This window comes from Paenibacillus sp. LPE1-1-1.1 (genome assembly GCF_040676435.1).
GTDB lineage: Bacteria > Bacillota > Bacilli > Paenibacillales > Paenibacillaceae > Pristimantibacillus.
Window position 1 is genome coordinate 279140 of the sequence record NZ_JBEGHY010000012.1, and the last position, 25605, is coordinate 304744.

General features: G+C 46.0%; 28 protein-coding genes, 1 pseudogene and 1 other annotated feature. Of the genes and pseudogenes, 22 read left to right on the forward strand and 7 right to left on the reverse strand.

Annotated elements, in window-relative coordinates:
* Positions 1 to 434 precede the first annotated feature (434 nt).
* Together MRBLPE1_RS11945 and MRBLPE1_RS11950 are read left to right on the forward strand one after the other, a co-directional pair.
* A complete protein-coding gene (locus MRBLPE1_RS11945; protein ID WP_364147239.1) occupies positions 435 to 2024 on the forward strand; it encodes a spore germination protein in 1590 nt (529 codons plus the stop codon).
* Complete coding sequence (locus MRBLPE1_RS11950) at positions 2021 to 3235, forward strand: Ger(x)C family spore germination protein (RefSeq protein ID WP_364145531.1); 1215 nt, start codon at positions 2021 to 2023, stop codon at positions 3233 to 3235. The genes MRBLPE1_RS11945 and MRBLPE1_RS11950 overlap by 4 nt, the downstream gene beginning before the upstream one ends.
* A 4-nt stretch (positions 3236 to 3239) precedes the next feature.
* On the opposite strand, the gene MRBLPE1_RS11955 is transcribed toward MRBLPE1_RS11950, so the two are convergent.
* Both MRBLPE1_RS11955 and MRBLPE1_RS11960 read right to left on the reverse strand, forming a co-directional pair.
* The gene (locus MRBLPE1_RS11955) at positions 3240 to 4325 is read right to left on the reverse strand and encodes a GerAB/ArcD/ProY family transporter (RefSeq protein WP_364145533.1); all 1086 of its coding nucleotides are present in this window, start codon (positions 4323 to 4325) and stop codon (positions 3240 to 3242) included.
* A gap of 66 nt (positions 4326 to 4391) precedes the next feature.
* Complete coding sequence (locus tag MRBLPE1_RS11960) at positions 4392 to 5246, reverse strand: YhfC family intramembrane metalloprotease (RefSeq protein ID WP_364145534.1); 855 nt, start codon at positions 5244 to 5246, stop codon at positions 4392 to 4394.
* Positions 5247 to 5492: 246 nt separating this feature from the next.
* Between MRBLPE1_RS11960 and MRBLPE1_RS11965 the strand changes: the two genes are divergently transcribed.
* The 10 genes and pseudogenes from MRBLPE1_RS11965 (at position 5493) to MRBLPE1_RS12010 (ending at position 16956) form a co-directional block, all read left to right on the forward strand.
* A complete protein-coding gene (locus tag MRBLPE1_RS11965; RefSeq protein WP_364145536.1) occupies positions 5493 to 8207 on the forward strand; it encodes a LuxR C-terminal-related transcriptional regulator in 2715 nt (904 codons plus the stop codon).
* 81 nt (positions 8208 to 8288) lie between these two features.
* Positions 8289 to 8411: pseudogene (locus tag MRBLPE1_RS11970) on the forward strand (ATP-binding cassette domain-containing protein); the annotation flags it as partial.
* 96 nt (positions 8412 to 8507) lie between these two features.
* Complete coding sequence (locus MRBLPE1_RS11975) at positions 8508 to 8885, forward strand: hypothetical protein (RefSeq protein WP_364145537.1); 378 nt, start codon at positions 8508 to 8510, stop codon at positions 8883 to 8885.
* A complete protein-coding gene (locus tag MRBLPE1_RS11980) occupies positions 8872 to 9357 on the forward strand; it encodes a nitroreductase family protein (RefSeq protein ID WP_364145538.1) in 486 nt (161 codons plus the stop codon). The genes MRBLPE1_RS11975 and MRBLPE1_RS11980 overlap by 14 nt, the downstream gene beginning before the upstream one ends.
* 136 nt (positions 9358 to 9493) lie before the next feature.
* Positions 9494 to 9755 (forward strand) — a binding site (T-box leader).
* Positions 9756 to 9899: 144 nt separating this feature from the next.
* Positions 9900 to 10985 carry an aspartate-semialdehyde dehydrogenase gene (gene asd, locus MRBLPE1_RS11985; protein WP_364145539.1) on the forward strand — a complete coding sequence of 362 codons (1086 nt, stop codon included), beginning with the start codon at positions 9900 to 9902 and terminating at the stop codon, positions 10983 to 10985.
* Positions 10986 to 11545: 560 nt separating this feature from the next.
* Positions 11546 to 12322, forward strand: coding sequence for a DeoR/GlpR family DNA-binding transcription regulator (locus MRBLPE1_RS11990; RefSeq protein ID WP_364145540.1), 777 nt, complete (start codon positions 11546 to 11548; stop codon positions 12320 to 12322).
* A complete protein-coding gene (locus MRBLPE1_RS11995) occupies positions 12315 to 13127 on the forward strand; it encodes an HAD family hydrolase (protein WP_364145541.1) in 813 nt (270 codons plus the stop codon). Before MRBLPE1_RS11990 ends, MRBLPE1_RS11995 begins: the two co-directional genes overlap by 8 nt.
* A 21-nt stretch (positions 13128 to 13148) precedes the next feature.
* The gene (locus MRBLPE1_RS12000; RefSeq protein ID WP_364145543.1) at positions 13149 to 14327 is read left to right on the forward strand and encodes an MFS transporter; all 1179 of its coding nucleotides are present in this window, start codon (positions 13149 to 13151) and stop codon (positions 14325 to 14327) included.
* A 148-nt stretch (positions 14328 to 14475) separates the two neighbouring features.
* Complete coding sequence (locus MRBLPE1_RS12005) at positions 14476 to 15948, forward strand: protein adenylyltransferase SelO (RefSeq protein WP_364145544.1); 1473 nt, start codon at positions 14476 to 14478, stop codon at positions 15946 to 15948.
* Between the two features lie 279 nt (positions 15949 to 16227).
* A complete protein-coding gene (locus MRBLPE1_RS12010; RefSeq protein WP_364145546.1) occupies positions 16228 to 16956 on the forward strand; it encodes a C40 family peptidase in 729 nt (242 codons plus the stop codon).
* Between the two features lie 107 nt (positions 16957 to 17063).
* On the opposite strand, the gene MRBLPE1_RS12015 is transcribed toward MRBLPE1_RS12010, so the two are convergent.
* From MRBLPE1_RS12015 to MRBLPE1_RS12030, 4 genes are all read right to left on the reverse strand, one after another.
* Complete coding sequence (locus MRBLPE1_RS12015) at positions 17064 to 17603, reverse strand: MerR family transcriptional regulator (protein WP_364145547.1); 540 nt, start codon at positions 17601 to 17603, stop codon at positions 17064 to 17066.
* A gap of 200 nt (positions 17604 to 17803) precedes the next feature.
* Positions 17804 to 18013, reverse strand: a complete 210-nt coding sequence (locus tag MRBLPE1_RS12020) for a hypothetical protein (protein ID WP_364145548.1) — start codon at positions 18011 to 18013, stop codon at positions 17804 to 17806.
* A 132-nt stretch (positions 18014 to 18145) separates the two neighbouring features.
* Positions 18146 to 18334: a hypothetical protein gene (locus MRBLPE1_RS12025; protein WP_364145550.1), complete on the reverse strand. Its 189-nt coding sequence runs from the start codon at positions 18332 to 18334 to the stop codon at positions 18146 to 18148.
* 45 nt (positions 18335 to 18379) lie between these two features.
* Positions 18380 to 19018, reverse strand: coding sequence for a cell wall hydrolase (locus MRBLPE1_RS12030; RefSeq protein WP_364145552.1), 639 nt, complete (start codon positions 19016 to 19018; stop codon positions 18380 to 18382).
* A gap of 214 nt (positions 19019 to 19232) precedes the next feature.
* Here MRBLPE1_RS12030 and MRBLPE1_RS12035 point away from each other — a divergent pair, with 214 nt between their 5' ends.
* The 3 genes from MRBLPE1_RS12035 to MRBLPE1_RS12045 all read left to right on the forward strand — a co-directional run bounded on the left by MRBLPE1_RS12035 (position 19233) and on the right by MRBLPE1_RS12045 (position 21034).
* Positions 19233 to 19472, forward strand: coding sequence for a hypothetical protein (locus MRBLPE1_RS12035; protein ID WP_364145554.1), 240 nt, complete (start codon positions 19233 to 19235; stop codon positions 19470 to 19472).
* A gap of 285 nt (positions 19473 to 19757) precedes the next feature.
* Positions 19758 to 20246: a hypothetical protein gene (locus MRBLPE1_RS12040; protein WP_364145555.1), complete on the forward strand. Its 489-nt coding sequence runs from the start codon at positions 19758 to 19760 to the stop codon at positions 20244 to 20246.
* A gap of 59 nt (positions 20247 to 20305) precedes the next feature.
* The gene (locus MRBLPE1_RS12045) at positions 20306 to 21034 is read left to right on the forward strand and encodes a hypothetical protein (protein ID WP_364145557.1); all 729 of its coding nucleotides are present in this window, start codon (positions 20306 to 20308) and stop codon (positions 21032 to 21034) included.
* Positions 21035 to 21105: 71 nt separating this feature from the next.
* On the opposite strand, the gene MRBLPE1_RS12050 is transcribed toward MRBLPE1_RS12045, so the two are convergent.
* Entirely contained in the window at positions 21106 to 21186 is an 81-nt protein-coding gene (locus tag MRBLPE1_RS12050; protein WP_364147242.1) for a DUF6855 family protein, read from the reverse strand.
* A gap of 111 nt (positions 21187 to 21297) precedes the next feature.
* Between MRBLPE1_RS12050 and MRBLPE1_RS12055 the strand changes: the two genes are divergently transcribed.
* The 7 genes from MRBLPE1_RS12055 (at position 21298) to MRBLPE1_RS12085 (ending at position 25593) form a co-directional block, all read left to right on the forward strand.
* Positions 21298 to 21609 (forward strand): ArsR/SmtB family transcription factor, encoded by a 312-nt coding sequence (locus MRBLPE1_RS12055; protein WP_364145558.1) that lies wholly within the window; start codon positions 21298 to 21300, stop codon positions 21607 to 21609.
* Positions 21606 to 22064: an SRPBCC family protein gene (locus MRBLPE1_RS12060; RefSeq protein ID WP_364145560.1), complete on the forward strand. Its 459-nt coding sequence runs from the start codon at positions 21606 to 21608 to the stop codon at positions 22062 to 22064. Before MRBLPE1_RS12055 ends, MRBLPE1_RS12060 begins: the two co-directional genes overlap by 4 nt.
* Before the next feature lie 45 nt (positions 22065 to 22109).
* Positions 22110 to 22508 (forward strand): SRPBCC family protein, encoded by a 399-nt coding sequence (locus MRBLPE1_RS12065; RefSeq protein WP_364145562.1) that lies wholly within the window; start codon positions 22110 to 22112, stop codon positions 22506 to 22508.
* A 61-nt stretch (positions 22509 to 22569) separates the two neighbouring features.
* Positions 22570 to 23025, forward strand: a complete 456-nt coding sequence (locus MRBLPE1_RS12070; protein WP_364145563.1) for an SRPBCC family protein — start codon at positions 22570 to 22572, stop codon at positions 23023 to 23025.
* Between the two features lie 223 nt (positions 23026 to 23248).
* Complete coding sequence (locus tag MRBLPE1_RS12075) at positions 23249 to 23653, forward strand: hypothetical protein (protein WP_364145565.1); 405 nt, start codon at positions 23249 to 23251, stop codon at positions 23651 to 23653.
* Between the two features lie 127 nt (positions 23654 to 23780).
* Positions 23781 to 24479, forward strand: a complete 699-nt coding sequence (locus tag MRBLPE1_RS12080) for a hypothetical protein (RefSeq protein WP_364145567.1) — start codon at positions 23781 to 23783, stop codon at positions 24477 to 24479.
* Between the two features lie 19 nt (positions 24480 to 24498).
* On the forward strand, positions 24499 to 25593 hold the full coding sequence (locus tag MRBLPE1_RS12085) for a toxic anion resistance protein (RefSeq protein WP_364145569.1): 1095 nt from the start codon (positions 24499 to 24501) through the stop codon (positions 25591 to 25593).
* Positions 25594 to 25605: the final 12 nt, after the last annotated feature.

The following is a 25605-nucleotide window of genomic DNA, read 5'->3' on the forward strand; positions in this document are numbered from 1 at the left end:
GGCCCGCTAGTTTTACAAATGTAGCTCCTAGATCTTTTCGAAGCGTTGCAGAAGCAGCTGCTCCATATTAGGCTGCCGTGGCCACAAGAATCATTGATGTCTTAACAACATTAATCGATCAGAGAATGGAGCTCCTTGATTGATGTCTACCGCGGAATCCCAAGTTGGTAGTTGTGGTAGTTTACTTTCCGCGAAAAGTCCCAATAAAGTTTGTAATTGTTAACAGAAGCAAGTGCATTCAAATGTTCTATATAAAATCCTGACTAAGTAAGGTAGAGATGCTTCTTTAAGGTCATGTAATCCTGGATTCTTCATTCAGGTAAGTCCTTCATCACGTTGGGGCGTTATTAATCTTGGAACTCGTTGGATATACTACACAAATACTACACAACTGGAAGCACCGCTTAATTTATTGAAGGAGGGAGATACGTTTGCTGCGGATAAAACGTCGGAAATATTCGGTTAGTAACCATAGCTCGAACGATATTGAATCGCCAAATCACTCACTCCCTAATGAACAAAATAAAGGATTAAGCACAAAACTCGCAGAAAACGAGGAGATGCTTAGAGAAATTTTTCAAGCATGCTCCGATATCGTATTTCGTCCAATCAGCAGCAACCCCAGAGTGCTGCTGATTTACACCGATGGTTTAATCGATACTAAAACGTTGGATAAAGTTGTGTTATCGCCAATCCTATTTAATGAAACTACCCGCGGGTTGAATGGTGATCTTACTTCCGGACGGATCATCCAAGAGCAAATGGTTGCCATTTCGCAAATTCAAACGGTTTCTACAGTGGGCGATGTGTCCGATGGGATTCTGAAAGCGAATATTGTCCTATTAGTGGACGGTGAAAATAAGGCTCTAATCGCGGATCTCAAAGGATTCGAAAAACGAACTGTTGAAGAGCCGGCGGGCGAAGCTTCTATCCGCGGACCCAGGGACGGATTTACGGAAACGTTACGAATCAATACAAGTTTAATCCGCAGACGAATCCGCAGCCCAAAGCTGAAAATGGAATCGGTTACGATTGGTCAAGTTTCTCAGACCGATATCGTGCTTGTATATATTGATGGAATTGTCTCGAATACGATCTTGGAGGAAGTCCGTAAAAGAATCGAGCGAATTCAAATTGACGGGGTACTGGAATCGGGTTTTATCGAAGAATTTATAGAAGATACCCCTTGGTCCCCATTCCCGCAAATTCAAAATACCGAGCGGCCCGATATCGTATGTGCCAGTCTGCTTGAAGGGAAAGTCGCGATTATCGTCGATAACACCCCATTCGCGCTGATCCTGCCTATGACTTTTTGGACTGGCTTGCAAGCGGTAGAGGATTATTACGAACGCTCCATCTATACGACCTTTGTTCGATTCGTTCGCTACTCCTTATTAAATATCGCACTGTTGCTTCCGTCTTTGTTCGTCGCGCTCTCTACCTACCATCAACAACTTATTCCTACGAACCTGCTCGTCAGTATCGCTAATTCCAGGGAAGGAGTCCCTTTTCCGACGTTTGTTGAGACCTTGTTGATGGAGTTTATGTTCGAGGGCCTCCGGGAGGCCGGAATTCGCATGCCTAAAGCCGTTGGTTCGGCCGTTAGTATTGTGGGAGCGCTGGTTATTGGACAAGCCGCCGTACAAGCAGGCATCGTATCGGCCCCTGTCGTTATTGTAGTAGCCACTACCGGGATCGCTTCGTTTGCCATCCCACGATATAATTTCGGGGCAGCCTACCGGCTTCTTCGATTCCCGATGTTGATCTTGGCGGGAATGCTAGGTTTATACGGAATAATAAGCGGATTACTTCTCATGATCATCCATCTTCTTGGCCTACGTTCGTTTGGAATTCCGTATATGAGTCCGGTAGCTCCGCTAATCTCTCAAAACCTGAAGGATGTATTCATACGCGCACCCAGATGGAGTATGAATGAGCGTCCTGCATTCTTCTCCGGGGCGAATAAGAAGCGCATCCCGGAAGGCCAACAACCAAGTCCAAAGCGAGGGAGAGCAGGGAAATGAATAAGAAACGGAGGGTATATTTCGGTCTGATTCTCTCTCTTTTTTTCACAACGGGCTGTTGGGATAGTACGGAAGTAAACGATATAGCCATTGAACTCGCGTGGGGGATCGACAAAGCTCCGAACAATAAAGTCAAGATTAGTGCACAGGTAGTCATCCCGTCGAAAATAAGCGGCGGTCAGGGTGGAGGTACAGGTGGATTAAGCAAGGGAAAACCTTATTTTGTCGTATCGAGCGATGGGATGAATACGCTTGATGCGATACAGCGGATGCAGACTAAGCTTTCCCGGCTAGTGTTTCGCGGTCATCGGCGGGTTATTGTGATTGGGGAATCCATGGCTAGGCAAGGAATTAAGGATGTATTCGATACCTACACCCGAGATCCGAACCTCAAGCTGCGAACCGATATATTTATTGTTAGGGGAGCTTCCGCAAAGGAGTTCTTAAAAACATCGTACCCATTAGAAAATATTCCGAGTCAGGGAGTTTTAGGAGAGTATAACCAGATGGGAACACTCACGGAAATAGGGTTATTAAACTTTCTGCTCTCTGCGACCAGCGAAGGCTCTTGTCCAGCAGTACCTTCGGTTACGATCGGAATGAACTCTGCTTCACAAGATGAAAGAAAACAGAAAAATTCCAATGAGGAAGGGTTCCGAATTTCGGGGCCTGCATTATTTAATAAAGATTTGAAATTGGTTGGATTTTTGAATGTAGACGAGGGTAGGTCAATGCGATGGGTGGCCGGGGTTCTAAATAAGCTAACGGTATCGGCAAAGATACCGCAAGAGGAAGGCAACGTCAGTATAGACATCTACAAGATAGGCAATAAGATTCAACCGGATATCCAAGGGGACAAGTTGAAAATACTTGTCACGCTAACTGGGCAAGGAGCGATTCGCGAAAATAACACTAGTTTGGATCTTACGCAGATGAATAATATTATCCTTTTGCAAAAAGCGCTGGACAAACACGTTGAAGAAACCGTACTTCAAACGATCACCAAAGTGCAACAAAAGTACGGGACAGATGTATTCGGATTCAGCGATGCCATTCGAAGGGAAAATTTACCGTTGTGGAAATCCGTAAAGAATGACTGGGAAGCGAAGTTTCGGGAAGCCGAAATTTCCGTGAACGCTGATTTGACGGTTCGACAGATTGGTGTAACGGGGCCATCGCTGCAATTGAACCCAAACGAGATTAAGAAATGAACGTTCATTTCTTCAATTGCCGCAGCCAAGTAACGATGAGAAGGATCGTGGGTACGATTAAGAGCAAGGGTACCCAAACATAAGGCACCAAAATTTCAAAATGGTGACGATAAATGTGCTCGGCAATGTTTTTGGACATGGTCATTCCAAGGAAAAGTGAGATAGCGCAAGCCGGGATGACAAGTACCCGGTAACTCTTCATATTCGTAAGTTGCTGAATCCCTCTTACCGCGGCAAGCATATAAACGACGCTTTTTAAAAGTGCGGTCATCAAAAAATAGAGCACGCCGAACATCTGTAAGTTTTCAATGAAATGTCCGATACTGATCAAACTCAACAAGGTGTAAAGAGGGTATAGAAGACCGGAAAACATACCTCCAAAAACTAAAATAGCCAACACGTCAAAGCAGGTTATCATGATTCCGGACAGAATAATGGCAAGAAGCGTAATCTTCATTACTTTTTCAGGACGTTTGGTCTCCGGCCAGAACATCGCAAGAACGAGCGTTTCCCCGAAGGATTGAGTAATGCCCGGTGGATATACGACCTTCAAAATGGGCTCCAACCCGTTTTCAAACACGGGCAGTAAATTATTGATATGCAAGACGCTGGAGCTCCAAAGAAGAATGACCTCAATACAAAACATGATTAATACGATGGGAAGGAACATTTCTCCCAGTCGAGCAACGATCTCAATGCCGCCATATACGCAATAAGCAATGATGAAGGCAAATAAACCTGAGATTAGCAGAAGTGGTGTACTAGGCAATACTGTTGTTGAAACCATATCTCGGATATCCGCAATAATCCGTCCCACAATATACAAGAACATTAGAGGATACAGAAAAGCAAGAGGCGTCCCGATCCAGCGTCCGAGTTGTGCCGGAAACCATTGTACAAGGGTTAGCCCCGGATTCATACGCATTAAAGCGATGTAGATCATCACAATGAATATACCCAGACAACAGGAAATCAGTTCGCCAATCCACGCATCCCGGCCGGCCGAGCCTCCGAAGCCGAATATAATGGTAGTGCCCAATTGGAAAATAAAAGTCATCGCAAATAACTGATAGACAGTAATTTTATTCATAGTTACCTCTCGATTTATGTACTTGCTGTCTCAGTCGAAATATAAGCGGTGCAGCTCCTACCCGCATCAGTTATTATTTCCATTGGAAAGTTGCTGTAATCGTTTCTTGGATATATATTTCTCTGAAAAAGGCGGCAATTTAGCAAACCATTCCCTTGACTTCACGATCACAAATACGGAACCGACTCCCCACGTCCACAATATACATTCGATTACCCACAGCGGTAACATCTCTGCTTGATACAGACCCGCAAAAAAATCGATTAGAGCGTGAATCAAAACCGCATAAAGTAAGTACACCGCCTTGCGTGCCCGAACCCCGTACAAAACCGTTAATGAAAGTGCAATTTGGATAAATATCGCTGGAATGCGTTCGAAAGCGCCAAGCCAATATTCACTTTGCGGTGTATGGATCATTCGGTCTTTGAGCTCTTGGAACAGATCAATTTGCTCGGAAGGCGTTTGGGCGCCAAAAGCTTGCCCGAAGGTTCCTGCGTTAATCAATGTTGCTAACACGAGCCCCAGTATTCCCATACCGACGCTTATTATCAATACCTCGATACCGCCGTGTCCTATCCCTACAGCAATGCCGTCTTTGCGCTCTTGGCGCTTTTTCAATAGAAACGAGAAGCCTAGCCAACGTCCTCCGTTTTCAAATATACCTGCGGCTAATCCACCGTAGACGGCGGACATCCACGGATTTTTCAGCCACGCCGAGGTTGTTGCGTTACCTGAAAACATATAGGTATGCAGCACTTGCTCCAATAACTGCGAGAAAACGATAAAGATAAGAATTCCGACACCGACCGCACGGTAAGAAATTTTATGCTTACTGCGATAATAAATGAGCAGAGATAAGGAAATTACAATTCCTAGAATAACCTGAACAATCATTGCTGTGATAGAGCCTTGGCTCACCATTTGGCTTCACTCCTTAATCTTTGTATCCTTCGGTAAATGATATTGAAATGATATCATATTTAGTAAAATTTACAAGTAATTCTTATCGATTGAAGCCAAATAAGGCCAGTCACAGGATGGTGACAGGCCTTATTTGCTATACGGATTACTTCACGAATCTATTTTTGGATTTTGGCTCACATCACTGTCTGGGGCTTCGTTTAAATATAGTGTGAGCAGGAGTATTTTACGTGGTATTATTAATTTATGAATATGCCTATTTTATCCACTAAATTATATATCCCCACGCCGCGGACTAAAATTGTCCAACGACCGTACCTGATCGAACGGATGAACGAGGGGCTGGACCGGAAGCTGACCCTTATCTCCGCTTCCGCGGGCTTTGGCAAGACCACACTGGTCAGCGAATGGGCCGCTGGTTGTGAGCGACCTATCGCATGGCTGTCACTAGACGAAGGGGATAACGACTTATTAAGGTTCCTGACTCACCTTATCGCAGCTTTGCAGACGATTGCGGAGAATATTGGAGGGGGCGTGGTTAGTGCGCTCAACTCACCGCAACCTCCGTTAAACGAATCGGCTCTAACGATTTTGATCAATGATATCTCAGCCCTGCCGCATAAATTCGTTCTTGTTCTTGACGACTACCATGTGATTGATGCCAAACCGATCGACGATGCCATCATCTTCATCCTCGAGCATCTCCCGCCACAGATGCACTTGGTCATCTCCACCCGTGAAAATCCACAGCTTCCCCTGGGCCGCTTACGCGCTCGGGGCGAATTGACCGAGCTCCGTGCCACCGATCTTCGTTTTACTCCCGGCGAAGCGGCCGCGTTCCTCAACCAGGTGATGGGCTTTGGTCTTACGCACGACGAAATTACTGTGCTCGAAACCCGCACCGAAGGCTGGATTGCGGGGCTCCAGCTGGCGGCGCTCTCGATGCGCGGGCGCGAGGACATTCCTGCGTTTATTCGGGCATTCGCTGGAGAGAATCGGTACATTGTGGACTATCTGGTCGAAGAGGTCCTGCAGCGACAGCCCGGCCATGTCCGAAGCTTCTTGCTTCAGACCTCCATTCTCGACCGGTTGCATGGTCCGCTGTGCGATGCCGTCACCGGGCAGGAGGAAGGCAGCATACAGTTGGATGCCCTTGAGCGAGGCAACTTCTTTGTCGTTCCACTGGATGACAAGCGCCGCTGGTATCGCTATCATCACCTCTTTGCCGAGGTTCTCTCTGCGCATTTGAGGGCGGATCAGCCTAATCAGGTAGCTGAGCTTCATCGGCGCGCTAGCATGTGGTACGAACAGCATGGCTCAACCACAGATGCTATCCGCCACGCGTTGGCCGCTGAGGATTTCGCGCGGGTGGCGGCCCTGGTGGAGCTGGCAATGCCAGCCATGCAGAGGAGCAGACAGGAGGCTGCCGTCCTGGGCTGGCTGAAGGAACTCCCATATGAGCTGGTCCGCTGCAGGCCTGTTCTTAGTGTTGGGCATGCCTGGGCGTTACTGGCAGGCAATGAGCTGGATACCGTTGAGGAAAAATTGCGAGATGCAGAACGGTGGTTGGAGGAGACGGCAGATTTGCTTGAGCGAAGGGAAGTCCCGCTGGCCGTGATGGTAGTCGTAGACGAAGAAGGATTTCGCAGTCTCCCGGCTACGATCGCTTTGTACCGTGCCGCACATGCTCAGGCGCTTGGTGATATACCCGCCACCATCAAATACGCCCGGCGGGTGCTCGACCTCGTCCCGGAGGGCGACCCTCTCCGTCGCGGGTCGGCAGTTGCGCTCCTCGGACTAGCATCCTGGACGAACGGAGATCTCGAGGCGGCTTACCAAACGTTTACCGATGGCATGGCAAGTGTGCATTCGGCCGGAGGTATCTCTGATGCAATCGGGGGCACAATCGCTCTGGCTGATATACGGATTGCGCAAGGTAGACTGCGCCAAGCAAGGCGTATCTATGAGCGGGGATTGCAGATTGCAACGGAACAGGGCGAGCCTGCAATGCGGGGAACGGCGGACATGTATGTGGGAATAAGTGTGCTCTGCCGTGAACATGACGACCTGAATGCCGCTGCGCAGCATCTGCTGCGAAGCAAGGAGCAGGGCGAGCACACCGGGTTTCCGCAAAACGGGTATCGCTGGTCCGTCGCAATGGCTCGAATACGGGAGGCTCAAGGAGATCTGGACACTGCGCTCGAGCTGCTTCACGAGGCAGAGCAGCTGTATGTGAGCGACTTTTTCCCAAATGTGCGTCCTATTGCGGCAATGAAGACACGGATGTGGCTTTCGCAGGGGAGGTTGGGTGAAGCTCTCGACTGGGCGCGGGAGCAAGGTTTGTCCGCCCGGGACGACTTTAGCTATCTGCGCGAATTCGAGCACATCACCCTGGCTAGGGTGCTCCTGGCCAAGTATAAGAGTGACCGTACAGACGAATCGATGCTTGAGGCTATGGGACTCTTGGAGCGCCTCCTCCATGCGGCGGAAGAAGGTGAGAGGACGGGAAGTGCGATTGAAATCCTGGTATTGCAGGCACTTGCTCACCATATGCAAGGCAACATCCCTGCTGCGCTTGTGCCGCTGGCACGCGTGCTGACGCTGGCTGAGCCGGAGGGATACGTCCGCATCTTCGTGGACGAAGGCCGACCCATGGCGGAACTGCTGGATGCAGCCGTGAAAAAGGGGATTGCCCTGAATTATGCCCGTCACCTCCAGACAGCCTTTGGCAAGGCTGATCTCAAACCGTCTGCCAAAAAAGTTGGTAGCGAGCCGCTGAGCGAACGTGAACGTGACGTGCTCCGGCTGCTCGGAACTGACTTGAGCGGCCCGGACATTGCCCGAGAACTCAGGGTGTCCTTGAACACCCTGCGGACTCACACTAAGAACATTTACGACAAGCTTGAGGTGAACAACCGCCGGGCAGCAGTCCGCCGGGCCAAGGACCTCGATTTTTTATAAAATACCCGCAAATACTAACCCCGGCCATGGCAACCATGGCCGGGGCTTTTTCTTTCTCCCGCACACCCACCCGATTAACAAATCACATTCGGTTTTCTTGGGCCGGATGGCGCTGGGAAAACAACGTCGATCCGTATGGTAGTTGGCTTAATTCAGATCAGTGATGGTGAAATTTTGATCGATGGGAAAAGCATTACTAAGAATAAAACTTGACAGAGATCGGCCATTCTGTATACATTTGTATACAACAGAGTTCGCGTATACAAATGTATACAGCAAAATAAATAAGGAGGATAAAATATGCGTGAAGGACATGGACACAAAGGCAAGCACGGTCATGGAGAGCATAGGGAACATCGAGAGCATGGGCACCATCATCCCAAAAGCGCTCAAACCTTTCGTCGCGGCAGGGCTACAGCATTTTTGGATAAGCTTAACGTAAACCGTTCGACCTTGCAGCGGCAGTTAAATGAGCCGGAGTTTGAATCCATTAAACAAGTCATTAGCGGTGAATTAAAAGCAACAGAGGCGATCATCGAAGAGTTTATCCATATGTTTCAGCTTCATGAGCTATCTTCTGACGATAGAATTTCTACGGATAACACAGCTTCTAACGAAGACGCAGCTACTAACGACATTAAAAGCGAGGACGGTAATCCAAAAAATGAAAATAATTGAGGTCATTAAATCCCGAAGAAATATTAAGCAGTTTAAGCCGGTCCCGATTAACGAAAAAGACTTGTTATTTTGGCTGGAAGCGGCTAGTTATGCGCCTAATCATCGTTTGAACGAACCATGGGAGCTCCTGTTTATCGGTGCAGAAACGAGAGCGAAATTAAATCATAAAACGGACTTTGGGGGTGCCCCTGTCGTTCTTGCAGTGTTGTCCAAATCCGCCCCCACTTCGTTTGAACGTGACGAGAATGTTATGGCTGCCTCTTGTTTCGTGCAAAATTTCTTATTAGCTGCAAATGAAGAAGGCGTAGGCGCCTATTGGGCTTCTTTGGGCGCTTCGCCTCAAAACCGCAGCATTCTCGGTGTGCCCCAGGAATACGATGTTATTGGCGTATTTGGAATGGGCTACCCAGCGGAAGTTCCTATTGCCAGGCCGAGAACGCCGATTGTTTCCAAAATCAAATATTTGCCTTAAACATACTCTTATGCCTATTAGAGTGAAACCCGGCGCCGCAATAGAGTAATCAGATTATGTTCGGTATGAAATGTTATCTAATTTTTAAAAATGATGTTTACCAAACGAGAGATTTCTGATAATATAATCGCAACATTTAAATGCGACGAAGAGAAGAGTAAATAAAAGAATTCTTTCGCAGAGAGCTCCGTTAGCTGAAAAGGAGTAAGAGTTCCTTATTGAAAAAAGTCTCAGAGCAGCACCTCGGAACCCGCATAAGGGGGATGTTGTGTCAGGAGCTCCTGTTACAGAGCTAGAGTATAAGCATTACTTGGTAATGCCGTACTTGAAGAGGCTGATATGGCGACATATTGGCGAATCTGGGGTGGTACCGCGAGCATACAAATCTCGTCCCTAAGACTGACCAAAGTCTTGGGGGTGGGATTTTTTTTATATTGACGCGAAAGAAATACAGGTTACCTTAAAGATAAGGAAACTAAATTAGACGGTTTGAATAAATATTTAGGAAAGATCATCCGATACAGAAGGGAATTTAACAGCATATGACCGAAAAGTTAAAGGTTGGTATTGTAGGAGGAACGGGTATGGTGGGCCAGCGCTTTGTCCAGTTGCTGGATCAGCATCCTTGGTTCAAGGTAACGGCAATTGCAGCAAGCGCCAGCTCGGCAGGAAAAACGTATGAAGAGTCTGTGCAAAACAGATGGAAGCTGTCCAGCCCGATTCCTGAAGCAGTGAAAACTATCGTCGTTCAGGATGCATCGAAAGTGGAGGAGTTTTCCGCTCAAGTCGATTTTATTTTCTGCGCGGTAGATATGAAAAAAGATGAAATTAAAGCTTTGGAAGAAGCATACGCAAAGACGGGCACGCCTGTTGTTTCCAATAATTCGGCTCACCGCTGGACACCGGATATTCCAATGGTTATTCCGGAGATTAACCCGGGGCATATTGAAGTGATTGCAGCGCAAAGAAAACGGCTTGGAACCTCGACCGGATTTATTGCTGTTAAGCCTAACTGTTCCATTCAGAGTTATGTGCCGGCACTGCATGCCTTGCTGGATTACAAACCAACAAAAGTAGTGGCCTCGACGTACCAGGCGATATCCGGAGCTGGAAAAAACTTTACCGATTGGCCTGAAATGTTAGATAACGTCATCCCTTATATTGGGGGCGAGGAAGAAAAAAGCGAGCAGGAGCCGCTGCGCATTTGGGGCAGCTTGGTAAATAACGAAATTATTAAAGCAAGCGCACCATTGATTACAACGCAGTGTATCCGCGTTCCCGTATTGGATGGGCATTTGGCTACGGTATTTGTTGAGTTTGAGAATAAACCATCGAAAGAAGAAATTCTCGATCGCTGGCTGAACTTCAAAGGACGACCGCAGGAGCTCGGCCTGCCAAGCGCACCAAAACAATTTATAACTTATTTTGAAGAAGAGAACAGACCGCAGACGAAGCTTGATCGCGACATTGAACGCGGCATGGGTGTTTCGGCGGGAAGATTGCGTGAGGACTCACTATACGATTTTAAATTTGTAGGACTATCGCATAATACATTGCGTGGAGCGGCGGGCGGTGCTGTTCTGATCGCGGAACTGCTTAAAGCAGAAGGTTACATTCAGGCAAAATAGAAGCATGCTCTATCATTTGAATAGCAGGACAAAGCAGCAGGCATTCTGATCCTTTCAGAGGCTTGCTGCTTTCTTTTCGTTATAATTAGACTAATATAGTAGGAAAAAGAAGCACGATTCCCGCATCTTCATAATATATTGAACTATGACAAGATGGGGGAGGTACTAATAGTATGCCTGCTATTTTAGTTCAAATTGCTTTTATCATTGTTTTCGTATGGTCGATTGTCATGTTGGTCCAAGATTTAAAGGTGTCTCGTAAAGAATGGTTGAATGTGTTGCTTCATGCCTCTGTTGCCGTGATAACTCTTCATTTTTTTCTAGCTTATTAAGTTGATAGGATTGAACAGGCGCCGCAAGGCAGCCTGTTCTTTTTTTTTGCCTAGGGAAGTGATTAGAGTACCGGGCAAGAAGGTTTGGCACCAGCATATGACGATTAAACAGAATGAATGATGCATAAAAGACGATAAATAATTGAATTCGCTTATATAATAAAGTATAATCCCTTAAAAGATGCAATATTCCTTAAGTATACCGCCATGAACGAGGAGGCGATGAGCATGTTTCAAGAAGAACGGATAAACGCGATTATGGAGCATTTGAATCAACATGAACGAATCGATATTAAAGATATTTGTCAACAATTCGAGGTATCCCGAGATACTGCAAGGCGGGATCTTTTGAAGATGGAAGAGCTGGGCCTTATCATCCGTACGCATGGCGGGGCCGTTTTGCCGAAAAAAACAAAAGAAATATTCGAGTACAAGGAGCGGCTGGTAAGAGAGTCCGGCGAGAAGCATGAAATTGGTCATTTTGCGGCTTCACTCGTTAAAAACGGTGATTTTATCATGATGGATGCTTCAACAACCGTACAATTCGCTGCGGAAAATTTATCGTCCGAAAATGTCGTTGTCGTTACCAACTCGATAGATATCGCAGATGTGTTATCCAGAAAAAAAACAGTAAGGACATTTTTATTAGGCGGAGAACTAAACTCTCAGCATCGTTTTCTATTCGGGAAATCCACGATTGATAAGTTGGCCGATTACCAAGTGGATAAGTTGTTTCTTGGCGCCTGCGGCATTACGGCTAACGGCTTGTCTTATCCCCATGAGGAAGACGGAGTCGTGAAGCGGGAAATGATTAAACGGGCAAATCAAGTCATTGTGCTGGCTGACCATACAAAGTTCGGCGATCAGATGTTTTACAAAATAGCCGGGTTGGATTCCGTTGATTTGTTGATCACGAACCAGAAACCGAATCGGGAAATGATGGAGAAGCTTGCCGAGCACCATGTCGAACTATTAGTCGTATCGGAGGGAGAAAGCGATGATTAAACTGATTGTAAGTGATTTAGACGGCACCTTATTAGACCATACGCGCCGGATTAACGATAGGGATCTCCAAGCCGTGAAAACAGCTATCGGCGACGGGTTTGAATTTTGCATTGCATCAGGCAGAATGTACTCGGAAATCAATATCATCATGCAGGAATTTAATTCTTGTTATCATGCGATAGGCCAAAACGGAGCCACCATTCATAAGAAAGAAACGGGTTATTTGGCTTCCTCCGTTTTTGATGCGGGAACAGCCTCCCGAATACTTCAATTAACGAACACATACGATCATTTTATTAATTTTGTCCATTGTACGGATGATTCCTTCTATATCAAGAAACGTACGGATGTCTCCCATCCTTATGAAGCACGCATTATGACAGCTTGTACCGAACGTGTTGATTTGAAAGAAGCGATAAGAGCGGATGAAATTAGTTGCTGCAAGCTTTCATATTTTGGCGAACTTGAGCAATTGATTCAATTGAAGACAGAATTAAACAGCCAGTTTGAAGGTGAAATAGAAACGTTTATTTCCGACAAAGATTGCCTTGATGTGATGCCGCTGCGTGTCTCGAAAGGGGTCGGGTTAACGCTTCTGATCAAAGAGCTGGGTCTCAGCCCAAATGAAGTGGCGTGCATAGGCGATTCATTTAACGATTTATCCATGTTTGCCGTAACCGAGCATAGCTTTGCCATGGGCGGCAGCCATATCGACATTAGAAACCAAGCAAGTGCCGTCGTGCCTTCCGTGGCCGAAGCGATTAATCAGATCATCTCATATAACCGCTCTTTTATTAAAGGATAGGTCTTGAAAGGTGCTGATTGGATGAAACGGATGGTTTGGTTAGGCTGCGCGGCATATTTTCTGATAGGACTTGCAACGGTGGCGCTCGGTGCTTTGTTACCGGAAATGCTGCATGATTACGGCCGGAATTATAGCAGCGGCGGACAATTGGTTTTTACTCAGTTTGCAGGTTTTTTTATTGGGGTTGTTTTGGCGCCGATGGCGTCTCAGCGTCTAGGGTATCAGCGATCGATTATGCTGGGAGTGCTCAGTTTGGTTATCGTACACAGCGCTTTATTATTCCACCCCCACTGGTACCTGGTGATGCTTCTTGTGGCTTTAAACGGATTTGGATTTGGGCTGACCCAAACGGCAATAGGGGCTTTTTTATTGGAATCCGATAAAAATGGCGCTGTAACGATGAGCCGGCTGGAGGTATCATTTGGAATCGGAGCTTTGGCAATGCCGCTGTTATCGAGTTTCATCCTTGCGCAGTATTCGTGGAATTGGTCTTTTGCCATTGTCATCGCAGCCGCGATTATTAACTTGGCGCTGTGGAGCAAGAAATTCGTGACTCATGATCTCCGTAATGCGGCTCATCAAAGTCCTTCCAAAAACGTTGAAACGTTCAGCGAAAAGGGGAAAAAGCGAGTTCTTCTTTCCAAGCTTGCTTTCTTTGTTTGTTTCGTATTTCTCTATGTCGGGCTTGAAACAAGCATTATTAATTTCTTGCCGTCGATATTCGTACAACATTTTAGTCTGAATACAGCAGACGCAACGCTCTCGGTCACGTTTTTTTGGATCGCTATGGTTATTGGAAGATTGTTTTCGGGTATGATTGCGGAGAAGATCAATTATAGCCGATTTTTGGTTAGCAGTACCTTAGGCGCCGTTATGTTTCTCATTTGCATTGCTCTAGTCAAAAACACGATTGCGGCGTTCGCGTTCGTACTAATCATCGGGCTTTTTTTATCGGGTATCTTTGCAATCGCACTTGTATTCGCTAACCGGATGTTTATCGGAAATACGAAACAAACAACAAGTATTCTGATCGCATCGGGCGGAGTTGGAGGAGCGCTGCTGCCGTTGCTAATCGGCTGGGGCATGGATCACTTGCTAGCTGCAAAAACCATGTGGATTCTCGTCGTTTGCGCTTTACTCATGTTCATTTGTCTACTCCTTGTACGTAGAAATACGGAAATTGTCTTAAGTGCAAAGTAAGGCTTCGGCATGCGCTGTCCAGGTGTGGAAATGGTATAATAAAATGGAAAAAGCAAACACTAAAAAGGGCTGCCTAGTGTTGTAGATTAGAAAGTAGATAGCTGAAAAACTATCATAATGCCTATAAAAGAACACGAAAGGTGCTGCGATGACAGATAAAAAAGCAAGGACAGAAGGATGGAACTTCGACAACAGTTATGCGCGTTTGCCGGAATCATTTTTCACTACGATGATGCCACCCCCTGTAAGCTCACCTGAGTTGGTCATTTTTAATGAACCGTTGGCAGCGTCGTTGGGGCTGGACTCTCAAGCGCTGCAGAGCAAGGAGGGCGTGGCTTTGTTAGCCGGCAACCAGATTCCCGAGGGCGCTTTGCCTCTTGCTCAAGCTTATGCCGGGCATCAATTCGGACATTTCAATCGGTTAGGGGACGGCCGGGCTTTGCTGCTAGGCGAACAGATTACTCCCCAAGGAGAAAGGTTTGATATTCAGCTTAAGGGTTCCGGCAGAACGCCGTACTCCCGCGGAGGCGACGGCCGCGCGGCGCTTGGACCGATGCTGCGTGAATACATCATCAGCGAAGCCATGCATGCGCTTGGTATTGCAACCACGCGCAGCCTAGCGGTGGTTGCAACCGGTGAATCCATATACCGTGAAACCGTGCTTCCGGGCGCTATACTGACCCGTGTCGCTGCAAGTCATTTGCGAGTCGGCACCTTTCAATACGCTTCAAAATGGGGGTCTGCCGATGACCTGCGGGAACTGGCTGATTACACCTTGCGAAGACATTTTCCGGAAGTGGGCACGGAGGGGAACCGTTATTTATCACTGCTTCAGGAAGTGATCAAGCGTCAGGCCATGCTGATTGCAAAATGGCAGCTTGTCGGCTTTATTCACGGAGTAATGAACACCGACAATATGGCCCTTAGCGGAGAAACCATTGATTATGGCCCTTGCGCCTTTATGGATGTCTATGACCCCGAAACGGTATTCAGCTCGATTGATACTCATGGCCGCTATGCCTTTGGCAATCAGCCGCCTATCGCAGTGTGGAATCTTGCGAGATTTGCTGAAACCCTCCTTCCGCTGCTGGATGACAACGAAGAACAAGCGGTCAAACTGGCGGAGGATGCACTTTCAGATTTTAGCGAATCGTATCACCGTCATTGGCTCAAGGGGATGAGGGCAAAGCTGGGCATCTTTAATGAAGAGGCTGAGGATGAAACCCTTATTTCTGGTTTGCTCGGTATGATGCAGAAGGATCAATCGGACTATACCAATACCTTCAAGGCTTTAACCTTTGACAAGCCGGAGGATTCGGTGCTGTTTGGCAGCACGGAATTTAAGCAGTGGCATGAGCAGTGGCAGGCGAGACTTGGCAGGCAACAGGAGTCCAAAGCCGACTCGCAGCAGTTGATGCGAAACAGTAACCCTGCGGTAATTCCGCGTAACCACCGGGTGGAGGAAGCTTTAGCAGCCGCGGTGAAACAAGGAGACTACAGTGTGATGGAGAGGCTGCTTGAGGTTCTGGCGAACCCTTACGCACATGCTCCGGAACAAGAAGAATACTGCACGGTTCCCGGACAATCCAATCTTCCTTACCGAACCTTTTGCGGTACCTAATATAAAAAATAAGCAAACAAAAAAGGGCGCGCGATTGGCCCTTTTTTTGTTTTTTATTTTGCGGCGATGAGGCACTCGGGACCATATATAATCAATTTTTTTTTGCATTTTTTGTAAGCGTTTTATAGGGTTTATAAAGATTAAACAACTCTCATTATTTTTTAATAAAAAGATATAATCCCCTATTAATACTAGGTTTTTGCTCTCATAGGAATTATTTAGGTAACTTAATACCTGCTATATTAAGTCTTATCTAAACGAATGGGAGGCAACATATAAATGCAGCTAGAATTACTGAAAAAGAAGATTGTTATTGTCGGGATGAGTGCAGTTATCGGGTTTGGTGCTTTAGGAATCGCACCGGCGCCTTTTGCTTCTAAAGTTGAAGCAGCCGTGACCTATGAGACGAAAGTCGAGATCGGGGTAAATCTCAGAACCCAGCCGAGCACCAGCGGAAAAGTGATCCGTCTCCTCTCCAGAGGCGAGAGCATTAACGTCATCTCCAAGGTCAACAGCTATTGGCTGAAGGTAAGCACTAAAGATAACAAAACCGGTTACATATCGGCCAATTCGAAATATACGAATTATAGTGGCGGCAGCAGCAGTCAAACGTCTTCAAGCTCGAAGGCCGATAGGGTCATCAGCCTAGCTCAAAGCTACAAAGGCCGTGTGAGCTACGACTTCGGCACGAGAAATCAAAGCCGTCTAATTTTTGACTGCTCTTCCTTTACGGAATTCATCTTCGCTAAGGTTGGGGTAGATCTAAAGTGGGGAACGAGAGTTCAGAAAAGCCAAGGGACTGCTGTAAGCAAGAGCAACCTTCGCAAAGGCGATCTGGTCTTCTTTGATACGATTGGCAGCAACAACCGCGCTATTAATCATGTTGGCATTTATATGGGCGGCGGGAAGTTTATTCATAATACGCCGTCTGTCGATGGGATTGCCATTAGCAGCTTAAGCTCCGGCTGGTGGTCAAGCCATTACGTCAGCGCGCGTAGAGTTTTGTAATCGATAGATAATAGAACAAGAACACCAAAAACTCCGTCCCTCAGTGGGCGGAGTTTTTCGTTTGAAGTCCGATAGGCATTGGAACGGCTCCTCTGCCTATCATCACTTTACAAGAATGAGAAAAGGGAACGCAAAAGGCCTTTCTTCTTTGCTGGAGCTTGAAGTTTGGCGACAGCAGCAGGATGGATTTCATCGCGCGCCGGGTGTGTTTTGCTGCTGGAAACCTGAATAGATTCTAAGGAGGCGGCTAATTGGTTGACCATTTGGCGCAGCTCCTCGAGCTCCTCACGCTGCCGGAGCAGCTGTATCGAGACGACTTCGTCGGCTTTCTGGTCAAGTGAGCGTTCGACCTGCTCGATGCGGGTAAACATATCTGCCATAGACGAATCATGCTTTTGCAAGGGGAGCTCATCTTGAAGGGGCTCCGACGGCTGCTTGGTACCCACAAGAGTAATGCGATCCAATGTTTCCCCGTGATTGATTCGGTCTTTAATGTGAATGAGCAGGCCCATGTCCTGCTCTGAGAATATATAGTGGCCAAATCGGTCCTTTTGAAAAAAATGCGGGAAAGTTGAAGCCCAACGTTTGATCGTTGTTTGACTTACAGAAAGAAGATCTGCGGCATCCTTCGTTTTCAAAATACCCATTTCGATCCCTCCGCTTCGGATGTTCTGTATGGATAATTCGCCGTAATTAAACGACTCCCTGCACGGGTGACAAAGGAAGTGCTGATTCGATAAACAAAGTGTTTTTACGAGTAAACATGCGCCTAAGTAGGTGAGAAGCAGGTCCGACTGGAGTCTCACAGCAAAGCCCAACAGCCTTATAAGGTTGTTGGGCTTTGCTGCTACATGCCAGCTTCCTTCACGAGCCGCTTGACCATAGAATGAAGATTGAGTGCTCTTAGGTTCAAGTCCAATTCCTGGTTAAAGAAAAGGATCAGTCCTGACTTATTGTCCGGATTGAACATTGTAATCGTCAGCACGCCGGGATCGGAGCCGCTGTGTCCGACAACCGTGCCTTGACTGATGCCTTCCGGATACAGACTGTCCAGCACGGGCAGTTGTGCTAACGGGTAACTTATGTGAAAAAAGAAGCAGGAGCCGCGGAAGCGCCTGCTCTATTTATTGTAATAAAGGGCACAAAGCTTAATGTGGATACACTTTTTTGGGCATTAACAAATACGCAATTAAAGATTTTCATCAAAGGATCGGGTTTTAACGAGATCCATAACGAAAGCTCCCAACTCATCGTAACTCATTGCGTATAATTTATCTTTAAAGGCTTCTGAAACGGTCTCTTTATTAGTAATCTCTTTAATAATATCAATGACCACTTCAACTCTCGCTTTTTGTCGGTCTTTGGTTCCATTTCTCATTCATTTGTTCTCCTGTTCCGGATCATAGCTCTTTCTTGGCGATTTCTACAGCGTGAATAGATGGTTCCCGATTTTCTTGGTGGCTGTACGCGTCTTGAACCAACTCGATTTGGAGATGTCCGGATTAAAGTAGAACAACGCATTACCGGTCGGGTCCATCCCTTTTACCGCTGCTTTAGCGGCCTTGAATGCCGTTTGATTCGGTATAAGCCAGTACTGTCCATCCTTTACGGCTGAGAAAGCATTGGGCTCCATAATCACTTCTTTTACTGTTTTCGGAAACTTTGAAGACTGGAGGCGATTCATTACGACCGCACCGACAGCCACTTGGCCTTTATAATCTTCGCCTCTGGCCTCGGCGTAAATAACACGCGCAAGCATGGAGAGCTCTTTTTTGTTGACCGACAATTTTTTGAGCTTCGCCCATGTTCTCGGGCCTACAACGCCGTCGCTCTGGAGTCCGTTATTTTTTTGGAAACGTTGAACCGCACTGCGGGTGACCTTTCCGAAACTGCTATCTATTGGTAAATTGTAATAACCCATCGTCTGAAGCCGGAACTGCAGATCCGGAATGGCCTGTCCTTCGCTTCCGTATTTCAAGACAGTCGAAGCATCTGCTTTGTGATTTGTGGCGGTTGCTGTAACGAGCACGAGTAGAGCGAATAGCGCTAAAAATCTGTACATGATGTTAAATCCCTCCGTATGCAAATTGTAGGTAAAATACTGTATAGCTTAGAGCGTTTATTCTAGCACAGCATGAATAGGATAATCTTGTTAAGTTTTTCTCATCTGCCCGCCCCCTGAAAGAATGGAAATGTATCGAATAGATATTATATTTAAGAACATTTCGTTACGGTAAGTTGAAAAAAATACTGATCACGGTTATTAGGAGTGTACTATGCAGGGTGATATTGAATTAGCGATGGAAAAGATCGAGCAGCTTAATTTTCGTAATCAAAGAGCCATGATGGAATTAGTAAAAAGAAGTCTAAAATTAAATGATGATGAGTTTACGAAAGAATTGCTTGTAGCCTACGCTCATCAAAACCCTATCCATATTTTAGAGGTGGCAGTAGCCCTGCAATATGAAGAAATCATTAAGGCGCTGCCAGATAAATTTACTAATGATAAAATTTAATGGAACGAACCGTTTACGCTAGTTACGTTAATAGGGATGGTATTGATAGTCGGGGGAGTATTTATTTTGAATTCCGCAAAAAATGCGAAACAGGGGTCAGAAGGAGAAGGTACTGTCAGCTATTCGGCTAACGGACACAATAGATAAACACGAAAGGGCTGCCGCTAGGCAGCCCTTCGTTTTTGTTGAAAGGCTTCTATGTCAAAATGTTCACAGACTGTTCACTTATGAAGAGCTTTCCATTGCCTCTATAATAACAAATGGAAAAAGAAAGGAAGATGGAAATTGCCAACAACTAAGAAAGAAGATTTTTATTTTGGGATGATGATGTGCTTTGGGATGGTCGTAGTCATGACATTTTATAATTTAATTAGAAATGGCTTGATCGGAACGATACCCTTGCAAGGATTGCTTATGCAATTCGTTCTGGGCTTTATAACTGCTTTCTTGTTAGAATTATTTATTGTAGGTCCAGTGGCAAAGAAAATTGCTTTGTCATTACCTTATGATAAATCAAAAAAGGTATTTGTGATTTTATCCATTTCATTTTGTATGGTGATTGGAATGGTTCTTTGTATGTCACTTTATGGATTGGTAACTGCTTACTTTTCTAACGGTTTGGCGGGAAAACCATTACTTGAAACTTACTTCTCTTTCGTTTTTAATAATTTTATTTTTGCTTTCCCTTTGCAGCTTATCATTATGGGACCGCTAGTTCGATTTTTATTTAGTAAATTCGTTAAATGTAAAAAAATGACGGAATCTTTTGGCTAACAGATTTCCGCTTAAGGATAACGATTGTAAATAAGGCGGTCTAAAGGAAGGGGAAAATGATGAGGGTCGAAACATTTGAAGTGATTCCATGGCGTTCGGCTCACACATCCGCGGGATTAAACGGCATACCCAGTAACAAATTAATGCTTAACGGTAATTGTGTATCCGAGAACCTGCCTTTTATCGTAGACAGCAAAGAACTTATTCAGATCGATATTTGTGGAGAATGCTTCAATTCCGGTTGTACGGATACGGGATATGTCCAGGTTTTTGAGAAAGATGATATTGTGATTTGGAAAGAGCCTTACAGTGAGGGATATGATATAAGTGTGGAAGCAGCCGGCGGGTTAAATGCGAGCACGATTTACTGGAATTCAGCCGGATATGCCGCATTTTTAGCCGCTCTAGGATGGACGGATGAGCATAAGACACTTGGTCTGCCTGTCGGACAAGTCATTGATTTATGGCGAATAAATGCGGCTAAAACGATATTACCCCTTAGTTCTTCCGGATTTATTAGTTTCGAGCGTATGGAAGAGGAGATTATGGGATTTTATTCTATCGATTTCGATGCAGAACAATCAAAGGAAATGTTTTTATCCGCAAAGAAGAGGCTGCTGACTTCCGAAGATTCTAAGCTTTCTATCATTGAACTAAAGGAAACCGCTTTGAAAATCGTAGCAATGTTAGATACTAATCCATACAAAGAATGGAATTGCATTTATTATGAAAACGGACGTGAATTGTATCCGATTGGCGATAATCTAGCGGTCCGTTTAAATGGTTAAATAAAAAAAGCTGTCCCACATGTCGGAATAACTGACGGCGGGACAGCTTTTTTAATTATGATCGGCTCTGGTTACAGTGCCCTCATGCGATTGTTCCTCGGATTGTGTTCGACCTCAGCAAGCCCTAATGCCTCCATCAACGGAAATATCACAAAAAGATGCGGATTAGTTTAGAGGCCGCAGGTCAGAATAGGGTAAATGAGGTTATATGGAAATTTTTAATTTAAGTTGACACTTAATTAAGTGTGTGCTAAATTAACAACATGATTGATAAAGCCATTCAAGCCATAACCGAACCTAGGCGCAGAGATATTTTACATCTCGTCCGTGAAGGGGAATTGACCTCAAGCGCCATCGCATCGCATTTTGATATTTCAGCACCTGCCATATCGCAGCATCTTAAAGTTCTAGAAGAAGCGGGACTCGTCGTTGTGAGGCGAGCCGGGACCAAACGATTCTATGGCATTAGGAGGGAAGGGTTTGCCGAATTGATGCAGTACATCGAGAGCTTCTGGGATGACAGCTTGCTGCGCTTGAAGGAAGCCGCGGAAGAAGAGGAAAGGAGAAAATCATGACTTCAATCAACAGCAGTGACACGATCACGAAAGAAATATTTATCGAATGCCGTCCAGAGACCTTGTTCTCGTTTTTTACTGACCCTGCTAAATTAGTTCGCTGGATGGGGCGCCAAGTATTACTCGATCCAAGTATTGGCGGAAAATACCGCATTGATGTTAACGGAAGTGACATTGCAATGGGTGAATATAAGGAAATCATTCCGAACGAGAAAATCGTCATGACATGGGGATGGGAGAAATCGAAGGCGGTGCCTCCCGGATCCAGTACGGTTGAATTTAGATTAACGCCAAAAGACAACGGCACTCTGTTGGTATTGACGCATTACAATCTGCCGGCAGCGGAAGTGGCTTCACATGTACAAGGATGGTCGCATTACATGCCCCGCCTGCAGATGATAGCCCAAGGTCAAGATCCGGGTGTCGATCCATGGTCTGAACAAGCTATGCATTAATGTTACGATCAAAGATAAAGATAATTAAAGGAGATTATGAAATAAATGACTTTAACAAGTGCAGCGATTAAACAAGAAATCACGTTTCAAGCTAGTGCTGAGCGTGTTTACGAAATTCTTACCAGCAGCGAGTTATTTAGTAAAGCTGTCGGCGGCGCCCCGACTGATATTAGTCCAGAAGAAGGCGGCATGTTCTCTTGCTTTGGAGGCATGATTTTGGGACGTAACATCGAGCTCGTACCTAACAAACGTATTGTACAAGCATGGCGCGTAGCGAATTGGGAGGAAGGCGTGTACTCCATAGCCAAATTCGAGCTCAAGGAGCAAGGCACAGAAACCGTGTTGGTATTTGAACATATCGGTTTCCCAGAGGGGCAAGGCGAGCATCTTGCATCCGGCTGGCACACGAACTACTGGGAGCCGATACAGAAACTATTGGCTTAGTTGATGGAAGCAGCGCGCGATATTTATGCGCGCTTTTTATTTTTTCAAGGAGGTATGAGGTTTGGTAGACGTATTGACAGAAATAACAATAAATTGCCCGCGTCATATAGTATCGGAATATGCGGCTGAGCCAGATCATGCGTCTGAATGGTATGTTAATATCAATTCCGCGGAATGGCAGACGCCAAAGCCGCTTGGGATTGGATCTAAAGTGGCTTTTAAAGCCGATTTTCTTGGAAAACAACTTTCCTACGTATATCAGATCGCGGAATATATACCGGGAAAAAAGCTTGTCATGAGAACGTCTGACGGACCTTTTCCCATGGAGACGACGTATACATGGGAATCAAAAGATGGACAAACCACGCGTATGACCTTGCGAAATAAAGGCAACCCAGCCGGTTTCTCGCTTTTATTTTCTCCTTTTATGTCTTTGATGATGAAAAGGGCCAACAATAAGGATTTGAAAAAAATCAAATTCATACTAGAGAGCGGTCATGACAAACCTATCCATTAACATGGGACCATTATTGATGCCAAAAAAGCGATAAGACTGCCATTTTAATGGTCATCTTATCGCTTTAATATTAAGATGACAGTTTAGTGGGATCAATCCCTTTTGGGAATGTTTCTTCAAAGCAATTCTTATCTGCGTATAAATTATACCAAGCTTCTGCAATGGAGTCTGGATCGCCTGCTGTACCTGCTTGTATGTAGCAGATATAACAAATGGAGCTCAGGTGAATCGCGCTACTTTTTATGCACATTTCAATGACAAGTACGAATTGTTGGATTACATTATTAATGATTCGGCTGCTGCTGTGATTGAGAAACGCACATTAGGAGTGGTAAAGTTCGATCAGAACCTTATCATTCAACTTGTTCTAGCTGTATGTGATTTTCATCAACAACCGAATATTCAATGCCGCCGCAGCTATTTAAGCCTTGCTCCTCAACTGAAAGAAAAAATGTTAACAGAGTTAAAAAATTATTTGCTGAAAAGTTTAGATCACATATTAATACACGAGGCTGGATATTTATGGGCTTCTGGGTATACAACGTTTGATAAAGAGGAAATAGCCAAGAAAGCCTCGTTATTAATAGCAGGAGATCATTCTAAAATATCGGAGAGAGAATGGTTATAAACCAGCATGAAACGATAATGGATGGTCTATTTTAAAAATTGACTTCTATGTACCAAAAACGAGATAATTAGATAAAGCCAACGCGTTTAAACATCGTACTATGCAAGCTTAACATGGAGGTGCAGCAATGAGTGGCATGAAAAAAACCTTAGGCATCGCGGTCGGCACCTATGCAGTCGGACTTGTTGTTTATTGGGTTACTTCTCCCTATATAGCGATTGCCATACCCGCTGTCGGTTTGTTAGTCGCCCTGTCATTAAGGCAGCGCGGCAGGAAAGAAATCAACGATAGCTCTCGCGAGCCGGAGCTTCAGCACAGACCGCAAAACCCGCCAATCCAACAGCAAGGCGCAGGTTCCGCATCACCAGCTCCAGTGCCGCAGGCTGTACAAGCTGTTCCGGCAGCTTCCGGCACGCAGCCGGTATTGGATCCAGAGCTGGCTTCTGCGCTAGAATACATCGGAATTATCGAAGATATGATTTTACTCGAAGGCAAGCAAAACAATTTAGACGATGAAATCGTGCAGAAGACGCTTGCTTTGCTCTCGCGCCTGAATCGGTTGATTCCGGATTTAGTCGAGCTTGGCGACGCCAGCATTAACCACAATATCGTTCGGCTGGTGAGGAAGGATCTGAACTCGACGATTAATCCCTTTCTGCGGTTAAGCGGCGAAGCGAAGCGCCAGAACAGGCGGCTTTTGCTCGATGGCATTAAGGACGTGGATTCGAAGCTAACCTTTTATACGAAAACGATTGAACAGAAGGACCTGATGGAGCTGCGTACGAAGGCTGAATTAATTCAACAACGTTATCGCCTTACCGACTAATATAAGGGGGAAATAAGCCGTGTCACAACAACTCGTGCAATTGAAAAGTGAAGATCTCCAGAAGCTGGAGCAAGAAGTGCAAGTTACGATGCAGAAGGTAGCGACAACGGATGCGATGCATCTGGACACGCTGATGGATGAGATTACGAAAAAAGGCCAAAAGACGCTGGAGCGCTCGGGTCAGACGCTAACCATGCTGGAGCGGCCGCTGTCGGATCTGATGTCAGGGAAGCGCTCCGAGGTTGCGAACAATATGCTCAAGCTGCGCAGCGAGGTGGAGGATTTGAGCCGAAGCAAGCAGCTTACGCTCGTGCAGAAGCTTCTGCGCAAGGCGCCGATGAAGGCCTACATTTACAAATACCAATCCGCTAAGTCGAACGTGCAGGTTATCGTGAAATCATTGCGCGACGGCCGTGACAATCTCGAAGAGAACGTTGTGCATATGAGAAACCTCAAGCGCAGCAGCCTAGACAACGTCTATGATCTCCAGCTGCTTGTCGAATACGGCAACCGTCTCAAAAAAATGTTCGAGGACGAGATCGCAAAGCCGGAGAATGAACACCGGAAAACGTATTTGGAGCGCGGGCTTCGGAAGGTGGTTACGAAGCTTCAGACGTACACGGAAATGATTATGCTTTATCAGCAGGCCATTGCGGCAACCGATATTATTAATGACACGAACGATAAGCTGATGGACGCGCTCGACAGCTCGATTGATAAAACGCAGCATTTGATGTCGGTATCGGTATTGATTGCCAGCGCGATTGACGATCAGATGAAAGCGATCGAAGCGGTCAATTCCACGAATGAGATGCTTGGCAACCAATTTGCCGAGAATGCTCGTCTCTTGAACGAGACCAGCGAGAAAGCGAATCAAGCGCTGACTAAGCCGGCCATGAGCATGGAGCTTGTAGAGCGGGCGATGACGGATCTCTTCTCAGCGATGGATAAATACGAGAATTCCAACCGCCAGATCATTCAAACCGTTTCGCAGCAAACGGAGAAGATGACCCAAATCAACCAAAAGGTTGGACAACGCCTTGGCATTCAAGCCGGCTCTGCGGCTGGCCAGACAGAACTGCCGCCATCGTCAGCCAAGGGCTTTTTGGAATAGAAGCCCGCCATA

What these genes read in the sequence shown, in the direction of transcription:
- MRBLPE1_RS11950 (WP_364145531.1), top strand. Translation starts at nt 2,021, where the DNA reads ATGAATAAGAAACGGAGGGTATATTTCGGTCTGATTCTCTCTCTTTTT.
- MRBLPE1_RS11955 (WP_364145533.1), bottom strand. Translation starts at nt 4,325, where the DNA reads ATGAATAAAATTACTGTCTATCAGTTATTTGCGATGACTTTTATTTTC.
- MRBLPE1_RS11960 (WP_364145534.1), bottom strand. Translation starts at nt 5,246, where the DNA reads ATGGTGAGCCAAGGCTCTATCACAGCAATGATTGTTCAGGTTATTCTA.
- MRBLPE1_RS11965 (WP_364145536.1), top strand. Translation starts at nt 5,493, where the DNA reads ATGAATATGCCTATTTTATCCACTAAATTATATATCCCCACGCCGCGG.
- MRBLPE1_RS11975 (WP_364145537.1), top strand. Translation starts at nt 8,508, where the DNA reads ATGCGTGAAGGACATGGACACAAAGGCAAGCACGGTCATGGAGAGCAT.
- MRBLPE1_RS11980 (WP_364145538.1), top strand. Translation starts at nt 8,872, where the DNA reads ATGAAAATAATTGAGGTCATTAAATCCCGAAGAAATATTAAGCAGTTT.
- asd (WP_364145539.1), top strand. Translation starts at nt 9,900, where the DNA reads ATGACCGAAAAGTTAAAGGTTGGTATTGTAGGAGGAACGGGTATGGTG.
- MRBLPE1_RS11990 (WP_364145540.1), top strand. Translation starts at nt 11,546, where the DNA reads ATGTTTCAAGAAGAACGGATAAACGCGATTATGGAGCATTTGAATCAA.
- MRBLPE1_RS11995 (WP_364145541.1), top strand. Translation starts at nt 12,315, where the DNA reads ATGATTAAACTGATTGTAAGTGATTTAGACGGCACCTTATTAGACCAT.
- MRBLPE1_RS12000 (WP_364145543.1), top strand. Translation starts at nt 13,149, where the DNA reads ATGAAACGGATGGTTTGGTTAGGCTGCGCGGCATATTTTCTGATAGGA.
- MRBLPE1_RS12005 (WP_364145544.1), top strand. Translation starts at nt 14,476, where the DNA reads ATGACAGATAAAAAAGCAAGGACAGAAGGATGGAACTTCGACAACAGT.
- MRBLPE1_RS12010 (WP_364145546.1), top strand. Translation starts at nt 16,228, where the DNA reads ATGCAGCTAGAATTACTGAAAAAGAAGATTGTTATTGTCGGGATGAGT.
- MRBLPE1_RS12015 (WP_364145547.1), bottom strand. Translation starts at nt 17,603, where the DNA reads ATGGGTATTTTGAAAACGAAGGATGCCGCAGATCTTCTTTCTGTAAGT.
- MRBLPE1_RS12025 (WP_364145550.1), bottom strand. Translation starts at nt 18,334, where the DNA reads ATGAGAAATGGAACCAAAGACCGACAAAAAGCGAGAGTTGAAGTGGTC.
- MRBLPE1_RS12030 (WP_364145552.1), bottom strand. Translation starts at nt 19,018, where the DNA reads ATGTACAGATTTTTAGCGCTATTCGCTCTACTCGTGCTCGTTACAGCA.
- MRBLPE1_RS12035 (WP_364145554.1), top strand. Translation starts at nt 19,233, where the DNA reads ATGCAGGGTGATATTGAATTAGCGATGGAAAAGATCGAGCAGCTTAAT.
- MRBLPE1_RS12045 (WP_364145557.1), top strand. Translation starts at nt 20,306, where the DNA reads ATGAGGGTCGAAACATTTGAAGTGATTCCATGGCGTTCGGCTCACACA.
- MRBLPE1_RS12055 (WP_364145558.1), top strand. Translation starts at nt 21,298, where the DNA reads ATGATTGATAAAGCCATTCAAGCCATAACCGAACCTAGGCGCAGAGAT.
- MRBLPE1_RS12060 (WP_364145560.1), top strand. Translation starts at nt 21,606, where the DNA reads ATGACTTCAATCAACAGCAGTGACACGATCACGAAAGAAATATTTATC.
- MRBLPE1_RS12065 (WP_364145562.1), top strand. Translation starts at nt 22,110, where the DNA reads ATGACTTTAACAAGTGCAGCGATTAAACAAGAAATCACGTTTCAAGCT.
- MRBLPE1_RS12080 (WP_364145567.1), top strand. Translation starts at nt 23,781, where the DNA reads ATGAGTGGCATGAAAAAAACCTTAGGCATCGCGGTCGGCACCTATGCA.